Origin of the sequence: Enterobacter sp. 61D5, assembly GCF_034107965.1 — a bacterium.
Taxonomy (GTDB): Bacteria; Pseudomonadota; Gammaproteobacteria; order Enterobacterales; family Enterobacteriaceae; genus Enterobacter; species Enterobacter cloacae_M.
This window is the reverse complement of sequence record NZ_JAWNFK010000014.1, coordinates 244,108-260,641: the sequence shown is the minus strand read 5'-3', so window position 1 is coordinate 260,641 and position 16,534 is coordinate 244,108. Positions and strand designations below refer to the sequence as shown.

Below are 16,534 nucleotides of genomic sequence, written 5' to 3'. Positions count from 1 at the left end.
GGGGTGAGGGCATCAGGCTGCACTATAGTAAGCCAGTCTCTCCGCCAGCAAATCCACAAACGCCTCGCGATCGATGTCCACCATCACCGTGGTATTCGCTTTATTCCCCGTCAGCGAGTAGTAATCCACCACCGTCATTCCCTGGGTGTATTTTCCCTGCGTCTCAACACCAACCCATCTGTCCACCGTGGTGAACATCTCCGGCTTCAGTAGCCAGGCAATGGTGCACGGGTCGTGCAGCGGCGCGCCATGGAAGCCCCACTTCTCGGCTTTGTGATACTCCATAAAGAAGTCGAGCAGTTCGGCCACGGTTGTCGCGATCGTATTACCCACGGAGCGGAATCGCTCAATATCGTCCGCCATAATCTGCGCGCGGTGGGTAACGTCCAGCCCTGCCATCACAATCGGTAAGTCAGACTGGAAGACGATTTCCGCCGCTTCCGGGTCGACAAAGATGTTGAACTCCGCCGCAGGCGTCCAGTTCCCCAGCCCCATGGCCCCGCCCATAATCACAATACGGGCAATTTTATTATGCAGCTCAGGATGGCTGTTCAGCAGAAGTGCAACGTTGGTTTGCGGTCCGGTTGCCACCAGCGTTACCGGTTCTGCACTCTCACGCAGCACCTTCGCCATCAGCTCCACGGCGGTACAGTTTTGCGGTGTGAAACCCGGCTCCGGCAGTGCCGGACCATCCAGCCCGCTTTCACCATGAACGTTGTCGGCAATAATCAGCTCGCGCATCAACGGCTTCACGGCCCCGCCGGCGACAGGAATATCGGTGCGTTTGAGCAGCGTGAGCATGCGCAGCACGTTGCGCAGGGTTTTGTCTGGCGTCTGGTTTCCGGCGGACGAGGTGACGGCTTTTACCTCGAGTTCAGGGGAGGCAAGAGCGAGGACGAGCGCGATCGCGTCGTCATGACCCGGATCGCAATCGAGAATAATAGGCTGTGCCATAGCGTTCTCCATACGTAGCGTTATTTTGTGACAAGGTTAACGCTGCAATGTGACGCCGACGAGAGGAACTGAGCGAAAGCGTGAAGCAGTGCGCAATCCGCAGATTGCGCACCGGGAAGGTTAGTGCAGGATTTTCGCAAGGAAATCTTTCGCACGCTCGGATTTCGGGTTAGCGAAGAACTCTTCTTTCGGTGAGTCTTCGACAATTTTCCCTTCGTCCATGAAGATCACGCGGTTGGCCACTTTACGGGCAAAGCCCATTTCGTGGGTCACCACCATCATGGTCATCCCTTCGTGAGCCAGCTCGACCATCACGTCCAGCACTTCGTTGATCATCTCTGGATCGAGCGCCGACGTTGGCTCATCAAACAGCATTGCCACCGGATCCATACACAGCGCGCGGGCGATCGCCACACGCTGCTGTTGGCCGCCAGAAAGCTGTGCCGGGAACTTATCGGCATGCGCCGAAAGCCCAACGCGTTCCAGGAGTTTCAGACCTTTCTCGCGCGACGCTTTTTTATCACGCTTAAGCACTTTTACCTGCGCCAGCGTCAGGTTCTCAATAATGGAGAGGTGAGGGAACAGCTCAAAATGCTGGAACACCATGCCAACGTGAGAGCGAAGCTGAGCGAGGTTGGTTTTCTTGTCGTTGACCTTGGTGCCGTTGACGACGATCTCACCCTGCTGCACCGGCTCCAGTCCGTTGACGGTTTTGATCAGCGTCGATTTACCGGAGCCGGACGGCCCGCATACCACCACCACGTCGCCTTTCTTGACTTCGGTGGAGCAGTCGGTCAGCACCTGAAAGTGCCCATACCATTTAGAAACATTTTTCAGGGAAATCATTATACCGTCCTTTTCTTCAGCCAGCTGACCAACAGCGACGCGCTTAAACTAATCACAAAATAGACCGCACCCGCAAAGAGCACCATCTCGACCTGCGTACCATCACGTTCACCGATGGTTGATGCGGTACGGAAGAAGTCTGCCAGACTCAGAACGTAGACCAGCGAGGTATCCTGGAACAGCACGATACCCTGGGTCAGCAGGAGCGGAACCATGGCGCGAAACGCCTGCGGCAGAATAATGAGCTGCATGGACTGCCAGTGTGTCATTCCCAGCGCCAGCGCGGCGCTGGATTGCCCGCGGGAGATACTCTGAATGCCCGCTCGGATAATTTCTGAGTAGTAAGCGGCCTCGAACATTGAGAACGCCACCATGGCGGAGATCAGACGGATATCGGTTTTCGGCGACAGCCCCAGCACGTTCTGCAGGAAGCCGGGCACAATCAGGTAAAACCACAGCAGCACCATCACCAGCGGGATGGAACGGAACACGTTAACGTAGGCGGTCGCAAACCAGGCGAGCGGCTTAAAGCTCGACAGGCGCATGACGGCCAGCAGGGTACCCCAGACGATACCAATGATGATGGCGATAACGGTGATTTTTAAGGTAATCACCAGGCCATCAAGCAGGTAAGGCATGGATGGAACGATAGAACTCCAGTCAAATTCGTACATTATTTGCCCCCCAGATTACCCGGCAGGCGGATTTTGCGTTCAACCAGGTTCATCACCAGCATGATGAAAGCGTTAATCAGAACATACGCGAGCGTGATCGCGGTGAAGGACTCCCACGCGTGAGCGGAGTAATCCAGCAGCTTGCCCGCCTGCGCGGCCATATCGACCAGGCCGATGGTTGAGGCGATGGCCGAGTTTTTCACCAGGTTCATCATCTCAGAGGTCATCGGTGGAACGATAACGCGGTAGGCGTTAGGTAGCAGCACGTAGCGGTAGGTTTGGGGCAGCGTCAGGCCCATTGCCAGGCCCGCGTTTTTTTGTCCACGCGGCAATGACTGAATGGCGGCACGCACCTGCTCGCAAACGCGCGCAGCGGTAAACAGCCCCAGACACATCATGGAGGAGACAAAGAACTGCACGTTCGGATCCAGTTCCGACTTGAACCACATGCCAATATTTTCCGGCAGCAGTTCCGGGATGACCAGATACCAGGTAAAGAATTGCACGATCAGCGGAACGTTACGGAACAGTTCCACATAAAGGGTGCCAAGCGTTGAAAGAAAACGGTTAGGGACGGTGCGCAGAATACCGAACAGAGAACCGACAAGAAACGCGATAATCCACGCCGTTATCGATAATGCCACGGTAACCTGAAAGCCGCTCCACAGCCAGCCAAGATAGGTGGTGTTGCCGAACGGGGCTTGTTGCAGGAATATGCCCCAGTTCCAGTCTATTGACATAATAAACTCCAGAAAAAAAAGGGTAGCAGCGCTACCCTCGAAGATTGGTGAGAAGCTCATTTTTCGCGCTGAGTGGGGAACGACCACTCAACGTATAGTCTGTCCATGCTTCCCGACAATCGAGAGGGCAGGAGATCCCGCCCCTGTAGTTCTAATTAGTTAAGAGCCTTGTCGTTTGGAGATTTGAACAGCGCTTTCATGTCGTCAGACAGTTCAAAATTCATGTTCAGGTTTTTTGGTGGAATCGGGTTCTTGAACCATTTGTCGAACCATTTCTCCGCTTCGCCGGAGGTCTGCACCTGAGCGATGGTGTCATCGATCAGCTTTTTGAACTGCGGATCGTCTTTACGCAGCATACAGCCGTAGGCTTCTTTGGACTGCGCGGTACCGACGATATCCCAGTTGTCTGGTTTTTTCGCTTTCGCACGTTCGCCCGCCAGCAGGGCGTCATCCATCATAAACGCGACGGCACGACCGCTTTCCAGGGTGCGGAAGGAGTCGCCATGGTCTTTCGCGCTGATGATGCGCATATCCATTTTCTTCTCGTCGTTCAGCTTGTGCAGCAGCACTTCTGACGTGGTACCGGAGGTCACAACAACCGCTTTGCCTTTCAGGTCAGCGAAGTCTTTGATCTCACCGCCTTTCTTCGTCAGCAGACGGGTGCCCACGACAAAGATGGTGTCAGAGAAGGCAGCCTGTTTTTGGCGCTCGAGGTTGTTGGTGGTGGAGCCACACTCGAAGTCAAAGGTGCCGTTTTGCAGCAGTGGAATACGGTTCTGTGAAGTGATTGGGATCAGCTTCACCTGCAGGTCAGGTTTGTTCAGCTTTTTCTTCACAGCTTCAACGATGGCGTTGGAGTAATCCTGTGAATAGCCCACGACTTTTTGCGTGTTGTCGTAGTAAGAGAACGGGACTGAAGATTCACGGTGGCCGACCACGATCACGCCGTTTTTGGCAATCTTGTCGAGAGTGCTGCCTGCTGCCGGCGCATCTTCAGCGTGAACCACGCCTGCAGACATTCCCATAACCAGCATTGCTGTGGCCAGTTTACGTAATTGCATACCCAACTCCTTTTTTATCAGCGCCAGAGACGCTTTGATACCCATTGTGATGTTGTTATATCTCGTGCAATGCGAGTGCAGTGTTATGCAAGCTTGTTAACATTTAGTCTGGCTTAATGTAAAGATTTTGCTGCGTTATTGTTTATTTTTGCGAAGCGCGCCGCACCATTCAGAGGCAAATATCTCCCGTTGCACCGTTTCGGTGCTACCGATGATCTACGCTGGTGCGACAAAGTTGCACGTTAAGCCAAACTGCGTTTACCTGAATAAACAAAGCAATAGGCGTGCCAGAATGGGCATTTGGAGGAAATTGTCGGGTGGCGGCTACGCCACCCGGCAACAGAATGGAAGGTTATTTCCGACGCTGACGCAGGCTCATCAGCACCGCGCCAAAGCCGAACAGCACGGTCAAAATCCACAGCGGCCAGTTGCCGGTTCGCGCGTATGGCGTCAGCCCCGTGGTTGGCGTGACTTTAGTGGTCAGCACCTCGCGGGTAAACTGCGGGATCATCGCCTGAATTTCACCCTGTGGACCAATCACGGCGGTGATGCCGTTGTTGGTGCTGCGCAGCAGCGGACGCGCCAGCTCCAGAGAGCGCATACGTGCCATCTGGAAGTGCTGCCACGGGCCGATTGACTTACCGAACCAGGCGTCGTTGGAGATGGTCAGCAGATAGTCAGTATCCGGGCGGAAGTTATCGCGCACCTGCTCGCCGAGAATGATTTCGTAGCAGATGGCCGCCGTCAGGGCCAGGCCGTGCGCGTGCAGCTGAGGCTGTACGTACGGGCCGCGGCTGAAAGAGGACATCGGCAGGTCAAAGAACGGGGCCAGCGGGCGCAGAATCGACTCCAGCGGGACAAATTCACCAAACGGCACCAGGTGATTCTTGTTGTACCGGTCAGTGGAGTGATAGCTGTACTCGCTATCTTTCCCGAGCGTAATGATGCTGTTGTAGGTGTCGTAGCGGTTCTGTTGATTCAGACGCGCATCGACGATCCCGGTGATCAGCGTGCTGCCGCGCGCCAGCAGCAGGTCGTTCATCATGTTGAGGAACGGCTGTTGGTTAATTTCCAGATCGGGAATGGCAGATTCCGGCCAGATAATCAGCTGGGATTTACCCATCACTTCTTCGGTGGCGTTGGCGTAGATCTTCAGCGTATTCAGCAGCTCTTTCTCATCCCACTTCATAGACTGCGGAATATTTCCCTGCACCATGGAAACCTGCATGGCGCGATCGGGCTCGGGAGTGAACCACTGGATATAGCGCAGCGGGAAGGGCAGGGCGAACAGAACCAGCGCCACAGCCAGCGGTTTCCAGCAGCGTGTGACCAGCGCTAATACCAGCAGGCCGCTCACCACCATCAGCAGGAAGTTGATGGCCTCAACGCCCATTACCGGCGCCAGCCCCTTCAGCGGGCCGTCAATCTGGCTATAGCCGAACTGTAGCCACGGGAAGCCCGTCAGCACCCAGCCGCGCAGGAACTCGGTTATTTGCCAGACCACCGGCGCGGCAATGGCGACGCGCAGCCAGGTGGTTTTTGGCCACAGGCGAGAAAGGATGCCGGCGAACAGACCGGTATAGAGCGAGAGATACGCGGCGAGCAATACCACCAGGAAGACGTTTACCGGGCCAGGCATACCGCCAAACTGGGCGATGCTGACATAGACCCAGTTGATGCCTGAGCCAAACAGCCCCAGCCCCCAGAAGTAACCGATGGCAGCGGCCTGTACCGGACGACGATTCAGGGTCAGGCCCTGAAGCCCCATCAGGGAGAGAATGGCGGCAGGCCATATATCGTAAGGAGAAAAAGCCAGCGTACCGCTGGCTCCGAGTAACAGCGCCAGCAGCAAACGGACGCGCTGGCGTTCAAGCAGTGGGGCAAATGCCATTTACATTAATCTTCCAGTTTTGGCACCGGTGAGTCGTCCGGCGTTCTGACGTGAACCTGTATAATACGTCGGCTGTCGGCCATTGCCACTTTGAACTGGTAACCGTCGATGTCAACGGTCTCACCGCGCGCCGGGAGGTGGCCAAAGGCCTGCATCACCAGCCCGCCAATGGTATCGACCTCTTCATCGCTGAAGTGGGTACCGAAGGCGTCGTTGAAGTCCTCGATGGAGGCCAGCGCACGCACGGTCCAGGTGTGGCGGCTAAGCTGACGGAAGTCGATATCTTCTTCTTCGTCGTACTCGTCTTCGATTTCGCCCACGATCAGCTCAAGAATATCCTCGATCGTGACCAGACCGGAAACGCCACCAAACTCATCAATAACAATCGCCATGTGGTAACGCTGAGAGCGAAATTCTTTCAGCATCCGATCCACACGTTTACTTTCCGGCACAACCACGGCCTGGCGTAACACTTTTTCCATGCTGAAGGCTTCGGCATCGCTGCGCATAAACGGCAGCAGATCTTTGGCCATCAAAATCCCTTCGATGTGATCTTTGTCTTCGCTGATGACCGGGAAACGCGAGTGGGCGGATTCGATGATCACATCGAGGCACTCGTCCAGAGTCTGGTTACGTTTCAGGGTGATCATCTGCGAGCGGGGGATCATGATATCGCGAACGCGCTGGTCGGCGATGTCCATAACCCCTTCGAGCATTTCGCGCGTATCTTCGTCGATAAGGTCGTTCTGCCCGGAATCACGAATCAGCTCCAGCAGTTCATCACGGTTTTTGGGTTCGCCGTGGAAAAGCTGGTTCAGAATGAGGGAGAAAAATCCCTTTTTACTGGTTGTCGTGTCGCTACTGTGTGAATTGTCGTCGCTCATGGCGTTTGTTAAGGGTTCTCTTGTTAGTTCAACGTTTACCGCCACGCGATATCCTTTCGTGGCGGCATGTGAGTCAGTCAGGTGACAGACTATTCTTTCTCGGCAATGTACGGATCCTCATAGCCCAGAGCAAGCATTATCTCTGTCTCGAGGGACTCCATCTCTTCCGCTTCATCATCTTCAATATGATCGTAGCCGAGCAGATGCAGGCTGCCGTGTACCACCATATGCGCCCAGTGGGCCTCAAGCGGCTTTTGCTGCTCTTTCGCTTCCTGTTCAACCACCTGACGGCAGATGATCAGATCGCCCAGCAGCGGCATCTCAATGCCCGGAGGCGCTTCAAACGGGAAAGAGAGCACGTTGGTCGGCTTATCTTTCCCGCGATAGGTCAGGTTAAGCTCATGGCTTTCTGCTTCATCCACCAGGCGAATCGTAACTTCTGATTCTTCCTGAAACTGAGGAATAACGGCATCCAGCCATTTCTGAAACTGTGCCTCATCTGGCATGCCGGAATTGTCTTCACAGGCCAGCTGTAAATCGAGGATCACCTGACTCATTTCTGTTCTTGCTCCTGCGCTTCGCGCTTACGTTCTGCGGCCAGTTCGGCCTTACGCTTCTGATCCGCCTCTTCCCAGGCTTCATAGGCGTTAACGATACGCGCGACCACCGGGTGGCGTACCACATCTTCACTGTGGAAGAAGTTAAAGCTGATTTCGTCGACCTCGGCCAGCACCTCAATCGCGTGGCGCAGGCCTGATTTGGTGCTGCGCGGCAGGTCGATCTGGGTGACGTCACCGGTAATGACCGCTTTCGAGTTAAAGCCGATACGCGTCAGGAACATCTTCATCTGTTCGATGGTGGTGTTCTGGCTCTCATCGAGAATGATGAACGCATCGTTCAGCGTACGACCGCGCATGTAGGCGAGCGGGGCCACTTCGATAACGTTACGCTCAATGAGCTTCTCAACCTTCTCAAAGCCGAGCATCTCGAACAGCGCATCGTATAAAGGACGCAGATACGGGTCGACCTTCTGGCTCAGATCGCCCGGCAGGAAGCCGAGTTTTTCACCCGCTTCGACGGCAGGGCGGGTCAGCAGGATGCGACGGATCTCCTGACGTTCCAGCGCATCTACCGCAGCGGCAACGGCCAGATAGGTTTTACCCGTACCCGCCGGACCCACGCCGAAGGTGATGTCGTGGTCGAGGATATTGGCGATGTACTGCGCCTGGTTTGGCGTACGCGGCTTAATGACGCCACGTTTGGTCTTGATATTGATTGCCTTACCGTAGTCCGGCACGCTTTCCGCGCTTTGCTCAAGCACGCGCGCCTCTTTAATGGCGAGGTGGATCTGTTCCGGCTCGATATCCTGCGTTTCGCCGCGCATTGGGGCGGTATCAACATACAGGCTACGCAGAATGTCCGCAGCGGCGTTGACGCAGATAGGGCGTCCGGTAAGTTTGAAATGATTATCGCGACGATTGATTTCGATACCCAGACGTCGCTCCAGTTGTTTGATGTTGTCATCAAACGGCCCGCACAGGCTCAGCAGGCGAGCGTTGTCTGCTGGCTCAAGGCTAATTTCACGCGTATCTATATTCAAACTGTTCCTCTTTAATTGGTTAACTGACCCATTGCGATAGGGCGTAATAAAACGGTCATTACCGAAATTATTCACGCCACAGAATAAAGGCGCAAGCGTTGCGGAAGATATTGGGGACGATGAGAGGAAATACAAGGCCTGCCGGAAAGGCAGGCCAGGAGGATTAAGGCTGGTAAATCCCCACGCCAGAATCGTTTTCTTTACGGGTACGAGAGATCACGGATTCCGGTGACTCGGCAATACGCAGCCCCATTTCGTCCTCGGTGCGTACCAGCTTCGCGCGCAGCGAGTTGGTCAGCACCTCGACAATCTCGACGTCCACGAATTTACCGATCATATCCGGGGTGCCTTCAAAGTTCACCACGCGGTTGTTTTCGGTACGACCGGAGAGTTCCATAATGCTCTTGCGGGAGGTGCCTTCCACCAGAATGCGCTGAACGGTGCCGAGCATACGGCGGCTCCACGCGTTGGCCTGCTGGTTAATACGCTCCTGCAGAATATACAGACGCTGCTTTTTCTCTTCTTCCGGCACATCGTCAACCATATCGGCCGCAGGTGTTCCAGGACGCGCAGAGAAGATGAAGCTGTAGCTGACGTCAAAATTCACTTCACCGATGAGCTTCATGGTGCGCTCGAAGTCATCAGCGGTTTCGCCAGGGAAGCCGACGATAAAGTCGGAGCTGATCTGGATATCCGGACGCGCTTCACGCAGCTTACGAATGGTGGACTTGTACTCCAGCACCGTATGCGGGCGGCCCATCAGGTTCAGCACGCGGTCAGAGCCACACTGAATCGGCAGGTGCAGGAAGCTCACCAGCTCTGGCGTATCGCGATACACGTCAATGATGTCGTCGGTAAACTCCATCGGATGACTGGTGGTAAAGCGAATGCGGTCGATACCGTCAATCGCGGCCACCAGACGCAGCAGCTCGGCAAAGCTGCCGGTGGTGCCGTCGTAGTTTTCCCCGCGCCAGGCGTTAACGTTCTGGCCCAGCAGGTTCACTTCGCGAACGCCCTGTGCGGCAAGCTGCGCAATTTCAAACAGAATATCGTCTGCCGGACGGCTGACTTCTTCACCGCGGGTGTAAGGCACCACGCAGTAAGTGCAATATTTGTTGCAGCCTTCCATGATGGAGACGAAGGCGGTCGGGCCATCGGCGCGCGGCTCCGGCAGACGGTCAAACTTTTCGATTTCCGGGAAGCTGACGTCAACGACCGGGCTGCGGTTGCCGCGAACCTGATTGATCATCTCCGGCAGGCGATGCAGGGTCTGAGGGCCAAAGACAATATCCACATACGGGGCTCTCTGGCGGATCAGCTTACCTTCCTGCGACGCAACGCAGCCACCCACGCCGATGATCAGGTCCGGATTTTTTCGCTTGAGAAGCTTCCAGCGGCCTAACACGTGAAAGACTTTTTCCTGCGCTTTTTCACGAATCGAACAGGTGTTCAGCAGCAGCACGTCCGCTTCTTTCACATTTTCTGTCAGCTGGTATCCGTGGGTTGAATCCAGCAGATCGGCCATCTTGGATGAATCGTATTCGTTCATCTGACAGCCCCAGGTTTTTATATGGAGTTTTTTAGTCATCGACTTGCTCAGCTCAGGATTGCAAGCCGCGTATTGTAATGCTTTGGTGGGGTTGTGACCAGTATGAAGGTTATGTGTCTCAGGACCGCAAAAATCCGGTAAACTTAAGGGATTCTCCAATAAGGAAAATTGACCATGACACTCCTACACACCGAAGTTGCCGTTGTCGGCGGCGGTATGGTCGGCGGCGCGCTGGCGCTGGGGCTGGCGCAGCAGGGATTTGAGGTAACGGTAATCGAACAGGCTGCTCCGCCGGCCTTCGATCCCGCCAGCAAACCGGATGTGCGCATATCCGCGATCAGCGCGGCGTCCGTCGATCTGCTGCGCGGGCTGGGCGTCTGGGAGGCGGTGCTGGCGATGCGCGCCCATCCTTACAGCCGTCTTGAAACCTGGGAGTGGGAAAATGCCCACGTCGCGTTTGATGCCGCTGAGCTGAAGCTGCCGCGCCTGGGTTATATGGTGGAAAACAACGTACTTCAGCAGGCGCTCTGGCAGGCGCTGGAGGCGCACCCGAAGGTGACGCTGAGCGTTCCGGCGTCGATTAAGGCTCTGCATCCTCAGCAGAGCGGGTATTCGCTGACGCTCGACAGCGGCGATGAACTGGCCGTTAAGCTCGTTGTCGGAGCGGACGGCGCTAACTCGCAGGTCAGACAGATGGCGGGAATCGGCGTTCATGCCTGGCAGTACGAGCAGTCCTGCATGTTGATTACCGTCGAGTGCGAGAATGCGCCGGGAGAAAGCACGTGGCAGCACTTTACGCCGAATGGCCCGCATGCGTTTTTACCGCTGTTTGATAACTGGGCATCCCTGGTCTGGTACGACAAACCGGCACGCATTCGCCAGCTGCAGGGGCTTTCAATGGAACAATTGCAGCGGGAAATTCGCCTGCATTTTCCGAGCCGTCTGGGCAACGTTACGCCGGTGGCTGCCGGGGCGTTCCCCCTCACGCGGCGCCATGCTTTGCAGTATGCCCGTGAAGGGCTGGCGCTGGTGGGCGATGCAGCGCACACCATTCATCCGCTGGCCGGGCAGGGCGTGAACCTGGGGTACCGTGATGTCGATGCGTTACTGGATGTGCTGGGCAGCGCCCGCGGGCACGCGGAAAACTGGGCCAGCCATCAGATTCTGAAGCGTTACCAGACGCGACGCATGGCGGATAATTTTATTATGCAGTCGGGGATGGATCTGTTCTATGCCGGGTTCAGCAATGACTTAGCCCCGGTGCGCATTCTGCGTAATATTGGACTGATGGCAGCGGAGCGTGCAGGTGGTTTGAAGCGTCAGGCGCTGAAATACGCCTTAGGACTTTAATCTTTGCTCCGACTATTCCCTCGCCCCTTTGGGGAGAGGGTTAGGGTGAGGGGGAATCAGGCCGCACAATTCTGAACAACAAAAACAAAAAAGCCCGCAGAGCGGGCTTTTTTGTTACTTAAGTGGCTGGGGTGCAGGGATTCGAACCCCGGAATGCTGGTATCAGAAACCAGAGCCTTACCGCTTGGCGACACCCCAATTGCGTTAAACAAACTGCTTAACGACTTTTTAAATTGGCTGGGGTACGAGGATTCGAACCTCGGAATGCCGGAATCAGAATCCGGTGCCTTACCGCTTGGCGATACCCCAACAATTTGTCTTGATTACCGAAAAATCGATAATCTTAATTTGGTGGCTACGACGGGATTCGAACCTGTGACCCCATCATTATGAGTGATGTGCTCTAACCAACTGAGCTACGTAGCCAGTACTGCAATCTTCGATGGCTGGGGTACCTGGATTCGAACCAGGGAATGCCGGTATCAAAAACCGGTGCCTTACCGCTTGGCGATACCCCAATACCGCGGAGAACCGCAAAATCGAAGAAATATGGCTGGGGTACCTGGATTCGAACCAGGGAATGCCGGTATCAAAAACCGGTGCCTTACCGCTTGGCGATACCCCATCCGTGCAACGCTTACCCGGGAATGGTGCGGGAGGCGAGACTTGAACTCGCACACCTTGCGGCGCCAGAACCTAAATCTGGTGCGTCTACCAATTTCGCCACTCCCGCAAAAAAGATGGTGGCTACGACGGGATTCGAACCTGTGACCCCATCATTATGAGTGATGTGCTCTAACCAACTGAGCTACGTAGCCATCTTTTTTCGCGTTACCTTATCGGCGTTGCGGGGCGCATTATGCGTATAGACCCTTGCAGCGTCAACACCTTTTTCAACGAAAATAGCCGGAATGTGACTGTTTGGTTAGGTTGCGAACAGCGTGACCGAATATTCGGCAATTATTGGTTATTAATCAGATTTAGGCGGTGAAATGTGAGGAAAAAAAATCAGGCCCCTGAGGGGCCTGATTGCGATCTGAGTGATTACTTGTAGGCTGACTGGTGAACGCCTACCGCGCGTCCTGATGGATCGTTCATGGATTTGAAAGATTCATCCCATTCAATCGCTTTGGCAGAAGAGCAGGCGACGGACGGGCCACCCGGTACGCACTCCGCGGCGCTCGGTACCGGGAACAGCTCTTCAAAAATTTCACGATACAGATAAGCTTCTTTCGAGCCCGGCGTGTTGTACGGGAAGCGGAAGCTTGCGGTTTCCAGCTGTTGGTCAGAAACCTGTTTCGCCGCGACCTCTTTCAGGGTGTCGATCCAGCTATAGCCTACGCCATCAGAGAACTGCTCTTTCTGACGCCATGCCACGCTCGCCGGCAGGTAGGATTCAAAACACTCACGCAGGATATGTTTTTCCATTTTGCCGTTGCCGCACATCTTGTCCTGCGGGTTGATGCGCATCGCCACGTCGAGGAATTTCTTATCGAGGAACGGCACGCGCGCTTCCACGCCCCAGGCCGACATCGCTTTGTTGGCACGCGCACAGTCGAACATATGCAGCGCCTGCAGCTTGCGCACGGTCTCTTCGTGCAGCTCTTTGGCGTTCGGCGCCTTGTGGAAGTACAGGTAGCCGCCAAACACTTCGTCAGAACCTTCGCCGGAGAGCACCATCTTGATACCCATCGCTTTGATCTTACGCGACATCAGGTACATCGGCGTTGAGGCGCGGATGGTGGTCACGTCATAGGTTTCAATGTGATAGATCACATCGCGGATCGCATCCAGACCTTCCTGCACGGTGAAGTGAATCTCATGGTGCACGGTGCCGAGGTGGTTCGCCACTTCCTGCGCGGCTTTCAGGTCAGGTGCGCCTTCCAGGCCAACGGCAAAAGAGTGCAGCTGTGGCCACCAGGCTTCCGAGCGCTCCTGATCTTCCACGCGACGGGCTGCGAATTTCTTGGTGATCGCGGAGATCACGGAGGAGTCCAGACCGCCGGAGAGCAGCACGCCGTACGGCACGTCGGACATCAGGTGGCTTTTCACGGAATCTTCCAGGGCCTGACGCAGCTCGGCTTTGTCCGTGACGTTGTCTTTTACCGCGTCGAAATCGAACCAGTCACGCTGATAATACTGACGGATCTCGCCGTCTTTGCTCCACAGATAGCTGCCAGCCGGGAACTCTTTAATGGTGCGGCAGACAGGCACCAGGGCTTTCATTTCAGAGGCAACGTAGAAGTTGCCGTGCTCATCGTGACCCATGTACAGCGGGATAATGCCGATGTGGTCACGGCCAATCAGGTAAGCGTCTTTTTCGCTGTCGTACAGGGCGAAGGCAAACATGCCCTGCAGATCGTCCAGGAACTCGGGCCCTTTCCCCTGATACAGCGCCAGGATCACTTCACAGTCAGAACCGGTCTGGAACGCGTAGCGGTCGCCATATTCGGCGCGCAGCGCCTGGTGGTTGTAGATCTCACCGTTGACAGCCAGCGCGTGCGTTTTTTTCTCGTTATACAGCGGCTGTGCACCGGCGTTGACGTCAACAATAGACAGACGTTCGTGAGCCAGAATCGCTTTGTCACTGGCGTAAACGCCTGACCAGTCCGGGCCGCGATGGCGCATCAGGCGGGACAGTTCGAGTGCCTTTTTACGCAGTTCGCCCGCGTCAGTTTTAATATCCAGTACGCCAAAAATTGAACACATAACCTTCTCCGTTAACCCTGTTGCTTTGTAATGTTGCTTGCTTATGAAAATGCCGCAAAGGGGCAGGGCGCGCAAGCGTTTTACGGGTGAAAACGGAAATAGTGCAATAGTGATTGCGGAATAGTGAAAAAAGAGTACGTCATGAGTTCTTTTATTGATGATTATTCAATAAAACGTGTTTTTTGTTAGATGGTGTTCTTTTTGTGTAGGCTATAAATGAAAAACCACGCCCTGTGGCGTGGTTCGGTATCAGATGATGTCGATTTCATCGACGGAGGGGTAAATCCAGCTTGGCCGGAACGGCATCGAATCAATGTCATCAAGTTGAGAGACACCCGAGAGGACCAGAATCGTCTCCAGACCCGCCTGGAATCCGGCCAGAATATCGGTGCGCAGGTTGTCGCCGACAATAACGGTCTCTTCAGAGTGGGCCTGCATCTTGTTGAGCGCGGCACGAATGATCCACGGGCTCGGTTTACCGACCACAAACGGCTGACGGCCTGAGATTTTTTCGATACCTGCGCACAGCGCGCCGCAGGCCGGATAAAAACCACGGCCGTGCGTATCTGGGTTGGTAGCGATAAAGCGCGCGCCGCTGGCGACAAAGTATGCAGCCTTATGCATCATCTCCCAGTTAAAAGAGCGCGTTTCGCCGACAATCACAAAGTCCGGGTTCACGTCAGTGATGGTAAAGCCAACTTTGTACAGCTCGTGTATCAGCGCACCTTCACCCACCACGTAGGCTTTTTTCCCTTCCTGACGCTTAAGAAAATCCGCCGTGGCCATTGCCGAGGTATAAAACACGCTGTCCGGCACGTCGACGCCCGCCGTGGCAAAGCGGTTAGCCAGATCCTGACCGGTTTGGGAAGGGTAGTTCGTGAGCAGAACCAGAGGCATTCCTTTGTCGATGATGCGGTGAAGAAACTCCGCAGCACCCGGCACGGCAACGTTGTCGTGCATCAGCACGCCGTCGATATCACAAATTACATTCTTAATGGTCATGGACAGTCCGACATCAAAAAAAGAAGGCGTTACTATAAGGTCCGATCAACTTTCCAGCAAATGCTGCAGCAGAATTCCGTTGAGCATGGCGCGTTTGACCAGCGCGAACGCGCCGATCGCCGAGCGATGGTCAAGCTTTGAACGAACCACCGGGAGGTTCTGGCGGAATGCTTTCAGCGCCTGGGTGTTAATACAGCCTTCAATGGCGGGGAGCAGCACCTTTTCCGCTTCCACAATTTCACCGGCGATCACCACTTTTTGTGGGTTAAAGAGGTTAATGGCGATGGCGATGGTTTTCCCCAGATGGCGTCCTACCTGCTCAATCACTTCGCAGGCCAGCGCGTCGCCCTTATTGGCGGCTTTGCAGATAGTGCCAATTTTGCAATCGTCCAGCGTGACGCGGCTTTGGTAACCCTGTTCAAGGAGATGGCGAACGCGCTGCTCGATGGCCGTATTGGCGGCAATGGTCTCAAGACAGCCGAAGTTGCCGCAGTGGCAGCGCTCCCCGAGGGGCTCAACCTGAATGTGGCCAATCTCGCCGACGTTACCGTTGCGACCAATAAAAATACGGCCGTTAGAGATAATACCGGCGCCCGTTCCGCGGTGAACGCGCACCAGAATAGAGTCTTCGCAGTCCTGGCTCGCACCAAAGTAGTGCTCTGCCAGCGCCAGCGAGCGAATGTCATGGCCCACAAAGCAGGTCACTTTAAAACGCTTTTCCAGCGCGTCGACCAGCCCCCAGTTTTCAACCTGAATGTGCGGCATATAGCGGATAACGCCGCTTTCCGGGTCGACCAGACCGGGCAGAATCACGGAGATGGCGATGAGTTCGCGGATCTTGCGCTGACAGCTTTCAATAAACTGCGCGATGGTATTCAGCAGCGCATGCTCCAGCGTCTCCTGGGTGCGCTCCGGAAGAGGGTAGTGCTCTTCCGCAATGGCTTTACTGCTCAGATCGTACAGTGTGAGTGTGGTGTCATGACGGCCCAGACGGACGCCAATGGCCTGAAAATTGCGGGTTTCGGTAATAATGGAGATGGCGCGGCGGCCCCCGGTGGAGGCCTGTTGATCGACTTCTTTGATCAGACCGCGCTCAATGAGCTGGCGGGTAATTTTTGTCACGCTGGCGGGAGCAAGCTGGCTTTGTTCGGCTATCTGAATTCGCGAGATAGGTCCGTGCTGGTCAATCAGGCGGTATACCGCCGCACTGTTAAGTTGTTTAACGAGATCGACATTACCGATTTGAGCTTGTCCGCCAGGTGTCATACTTTTAC

At 55.2% G+C, this 16,534-nt stretch carries 14 protein-coding genes and 7 tRNA genes; 1 reads left to right on the top strand and 20 read right to left on the bottom strand.

Features of this window, described 5'->3' with window-relative positions; genetic code table 11:
• Positions 1-12: 12 nt before the first annotated feature.
• From rihA to miaB, 10 genes are all read right to left on the bottom strand, one after another.
• On the bottom strand, positions 13-954 hold the full coding sequence (gene rihA / locus UTM25_RS16340; protein WP_194399830.1) for a pyrimidine-specific ribonucleoside hydrolase RihA: 942 nt from the start codon (positions 952-954) through the stop codon (positions 13-15).
• A gap of 120 nt (positions 955-1,074) precedes the next feature.
• Positions 1,075-1,800, bottom strand: a complete 726-nt coding sequence (locus UTM25_RS16335; RefSeq protein WP_014883001.1) for an amino acid ABC transporter ATP-binding protein — start codon at positions 1,798-1,800, stop codon at positions 1,075-1,077.
• Positions 1,800-2,474 (bottom strand): glutamate/aspartate ABC transporter permease GltK, encoded by a 675-nt coding sequence (gene gltK, locus UTM25_RS16330; RefSeq protein WP_014883002.1) that lies wholly within the window; start codon positions 2,472-2,474, stop codon positions 1,800-1,802. Before gltK ends, UTM25_RS16335 begins: the two co-directional genes overlap by 1 nt.
• Positions 2,474-3,214: an amino acid ABC transporter permease gene (locus UTM25_RS16325; RefSeq protein WP_023310756.1), complete on the bottom strand. Its 741-nt coding sequence runs from the start codon at positions 3,212-3,214 to the stop codon at positions 2,474-2,476. The genes gltK and UTM25_RS16325 overlap by 1 nt, the downstream gene beginning before the upstream one ends.
• 155 nt (positions 3,215-3,369) lie before the next feature.
• Entirely contained in the window at positions 3,370-4,275 is a 906-nt protein-coding gene (locus UTM25_RS16320; RefSeq protein ID WP_008501049.1) for an amino acid ABC transporter substrate-binding protein, read from the bottom strand.
• A gap of 352 nt (positions 4,276-4,627) precedes the next feature.
• Positions 4,628-6,166 (bottom strand): apolipoprotein N-acyltransferase, encoded by a 1,539-nt coding sequence (gene lnt / locus UTM25_RS16315; protein ID WP_194399831.1) that lies wholly within the window; start codon positions 6,164-6,166, stop codon positions 4,628-4,630.
• A gap of 5 nt (positions 6,167-6,171) precedes the next feature.
• Positions 6,172-7,050: a CNNM family magnesium/cobalt transport protein CorC gene (gene corC / locus UTM25_RS16310; RefSeq protein ID WP_021242574.1), complete on the bottom strand. Its 879-nt coding sequence runs from the start codon at positions 7,048-7,050 to the stop codon at positions 6,172-6,174.
• A gap of 89 nt (positions 7,051-7,139) precedes the next feature.
• The gene (ybeY, locus tag UTM25_RS16305; RefSeq protein ID WP_008501052.1) at positions 7,140-7,607 is read right to left on the bottom strand and encodes an rRNA maturation RNase YbeY; all 468 of its coding nucleotides are present in this window, start codon (positions 7,605-7,607) and stop codon (positions 7,140-7,142) included.
• The gene (locus UTM25_RS16300; protein WP_023310759.1) at positions 7,604-8,650 is read right to left on the bottom strand and encodes a PhoH family protein; all 1,047 of its coding nucleotides are present in this window, start codon (positions 8,648-8,650) and stop codon (positions 7,604-7,606) included. The genes ybeY and UTM25_RS16300 overlap by 4 nt, the downstream gene beginning before the upstream one ends.
• Positions 8,651-8,813: 163 nt before the next feature.
• Positions 8,814-10,238 carry a tRNA (N6-isopentenyl adenosine(37)-C2)-methylthiotransferase MiaB gene (gene miaB, locus UTM25_RS16295; RefSeq protein ID WP_032641703.1) on the bottom strand — a complete coding sequence of 475 codons (1,425 nt, stop codon included), beginning with the start codon at positions 10,236-10,238 and terminating at the stop codon, positions 8,814-8,816.
• A gap of 135 nt (positions 10,239-10,373) precedes the next feature.
• Between miaB and ubiF the strand changes: the two genes are divergently transcribed.
• On the top strand, positions 10,374-11,549 hold the full coding sequence (gene ubiF / locus UTM25_RS16290; protein ID WP_194399832.1) for a 3-demethoxyubiquinol 3-hydroxylase: 1,176 nt from the start codon (positions 10,374-10,376) through the stop codon (positions 11,547-11,549).
• Between the two features lie 123 nt (positions 11,550-11,672).
• Here ubiF and UTM25_RS16285 read toward each other — a convergent pair.
• The 10 genes from UTM25_RS16285 to nagC form a co-directional block, all read right to left on the bottom strand.
• A tRNA-Gln gene (locus UTM25_RS16285) sits at positions 11,673-11,747 on the bottom strand.
• A 36-nt stretch (positions 11,748-11,783) separates the two neighbouring features.
• Positions 11,784-11,858: transfer RNA gene (locus UTM25_RS16280), tRNA-Gln, on the bottom strand.
• A gap of 40 nt (positions 11,859-11,898) precedes the next feature.
• Positions 11,899-11,975: transfer RNA gene (locus tag UTM25_RS16275), tRNA-Met, on the bottom strand.
• A gap of 17 nt (positions 11,976-11,992) precedes the next feature.
• Positions 11,993-12,067, bottom strand: a tRNA-Gln gene (locus UTM25_RS16270).
• 32 nt (positions 12,068-12,099) lie between these two features.
• Positions 12,100-12,174, bottom strand: a tRNA-Gln gene (locus UTM25_RS16265).
• A 23-nt stretch (positions 12,175-12,197) separates the two neighbouring features.
• A tRNA-Leu gene (locus tag UTM25_RS16260) sits at positions 12,198-12,282 on the bottom strand.
• An 8-nt stretch (positions 12,283-12,290) separates the two neighbouring features.
• Positions 12,291-12,367 (bottom strand) — tRNA-Met (locus UTM25_RS16255).
• A 226-nt stretch (positions 12,368-12,593) separates the two neighbouring features.
• The gene (gene asnB, locus UTM25_RS16250) at positions 12,594-14,258 is read right to left on the bottom strand and encodes an asparagine synthase B (protein ID WP_194399833.1); all 1,665 of its coding nucleotides are present in this window, start codon (positions 14,256-14,258) and stop codon (positions 12,594-12,596) included.
• Between the two features lie 249 nt (positions 14,259-14,507).
• Entirely contained in the window at positions 14,508-15,260 is a 753-nt protein-coding gene (gene nagD, locus UTM25_RS16245; protein WP_194399834.1) for a ribonucleotide monophosphatase NagD, read from the bottom strand.
• A 45-nt stretch (positions 15,261-15,305) separates the two neighbouring features.
• Positions 15,306-16,526 (bottom strand): DNA-binding transcriptional regulator NagC, encoded by a 1,221-nt coding sequence (gene nagC / locus UTM25_RS16240; RefSeq protein ID WP_021242995.1) that lies wholly within the window; start codon positions 16,524-16,526, stop codon positions 15,306-15,308.
• Positions 16,527-16,534 lie beyond the last annotated feature (8 nt).

Coding starts and splice junctions, on each gene's coding strand:
- rihA (WP_194399830.1), bottom strand. CDS start 954: ATGGCACAGCCTATTATTCTCGATTGCGATCCGGGTCATGACGACGCG.
- UTM25_RS16335 (WP_014883001.1), bottom strand. CDS start 1,800: ATGATTTCCCTGAAAAATGTTTCTAAATGGTATGGGCACTTTCAGGTG.
- gltK (WP_014883002.1), bottom strand. CDS start 2,474: ATGTACGAATTTGACTGGAGTTCTATCGTTCCATCCATGCCTTACCTG.
- UTM25_RS16325 (WP_023310756.1), bottom strand. CDS start 3,214: ATGTCAATAGACTGGAACTGGGGCATATTCCTGCAACAAGCCCCGTTC.
- UTM25_RS16320 (WP_008501049.1), bottom strand. CDS start 4,275: ATGCAATTACGTAAACTGGCCACAGCAATGCTGGTTATGGGAATGTCT.
- lnt (WP_194399831.1), bottom strand. CDS start 6,166: ATGGCATTTGCCCCACTGCTTGAACGCCAGCGCGTCCGTTTGCTGCTG.
- corC (WP_021242574.1), bottom strand. CDS start 7,050: ATGAGCGACGACAATTCACACAGTAGCGACACGACAACCAGTAAAAAG.
- ybeY (WP_008501052.1), bottom strand. CDS start 7,607: ATGAGTCAGGTGATCCTCGATTTACAGCTGGCCTGTGAAGACAATTCC.
- miaB (WP_032641703.1), bottom strand. CDS start 10,238: ATGACTAAAAAACTCCATATAAAAACCTGGGGCTGTCAGATGAACGAA.
- ubiF (WP_194399832.1), top strand. CDS start 10,374: ATGACACTCCTACACACCGAAGTTGCCGTTGTCGGCGGCGGTATGGTC.
- asnB (WP_194399833.1), bottom strand. CDS start 14,258: ATGTGTTCAATTTTTGGCGTACTGGATATTAAAACTGACGCGGGCGAA.
- nagD (WP_194399834.1), bottom strand. CDS start 15,260: ATGACCATTAAGAATGTAATTTGTGATATCGACGGCGTGCTGATGCAC.
- nagC (WP_021242995.1), bottom strand. CDS start 16,526: ATGACACCTGGCGGACAAGCTCAAATCGGTAATGTCGATCTCGTTAAA.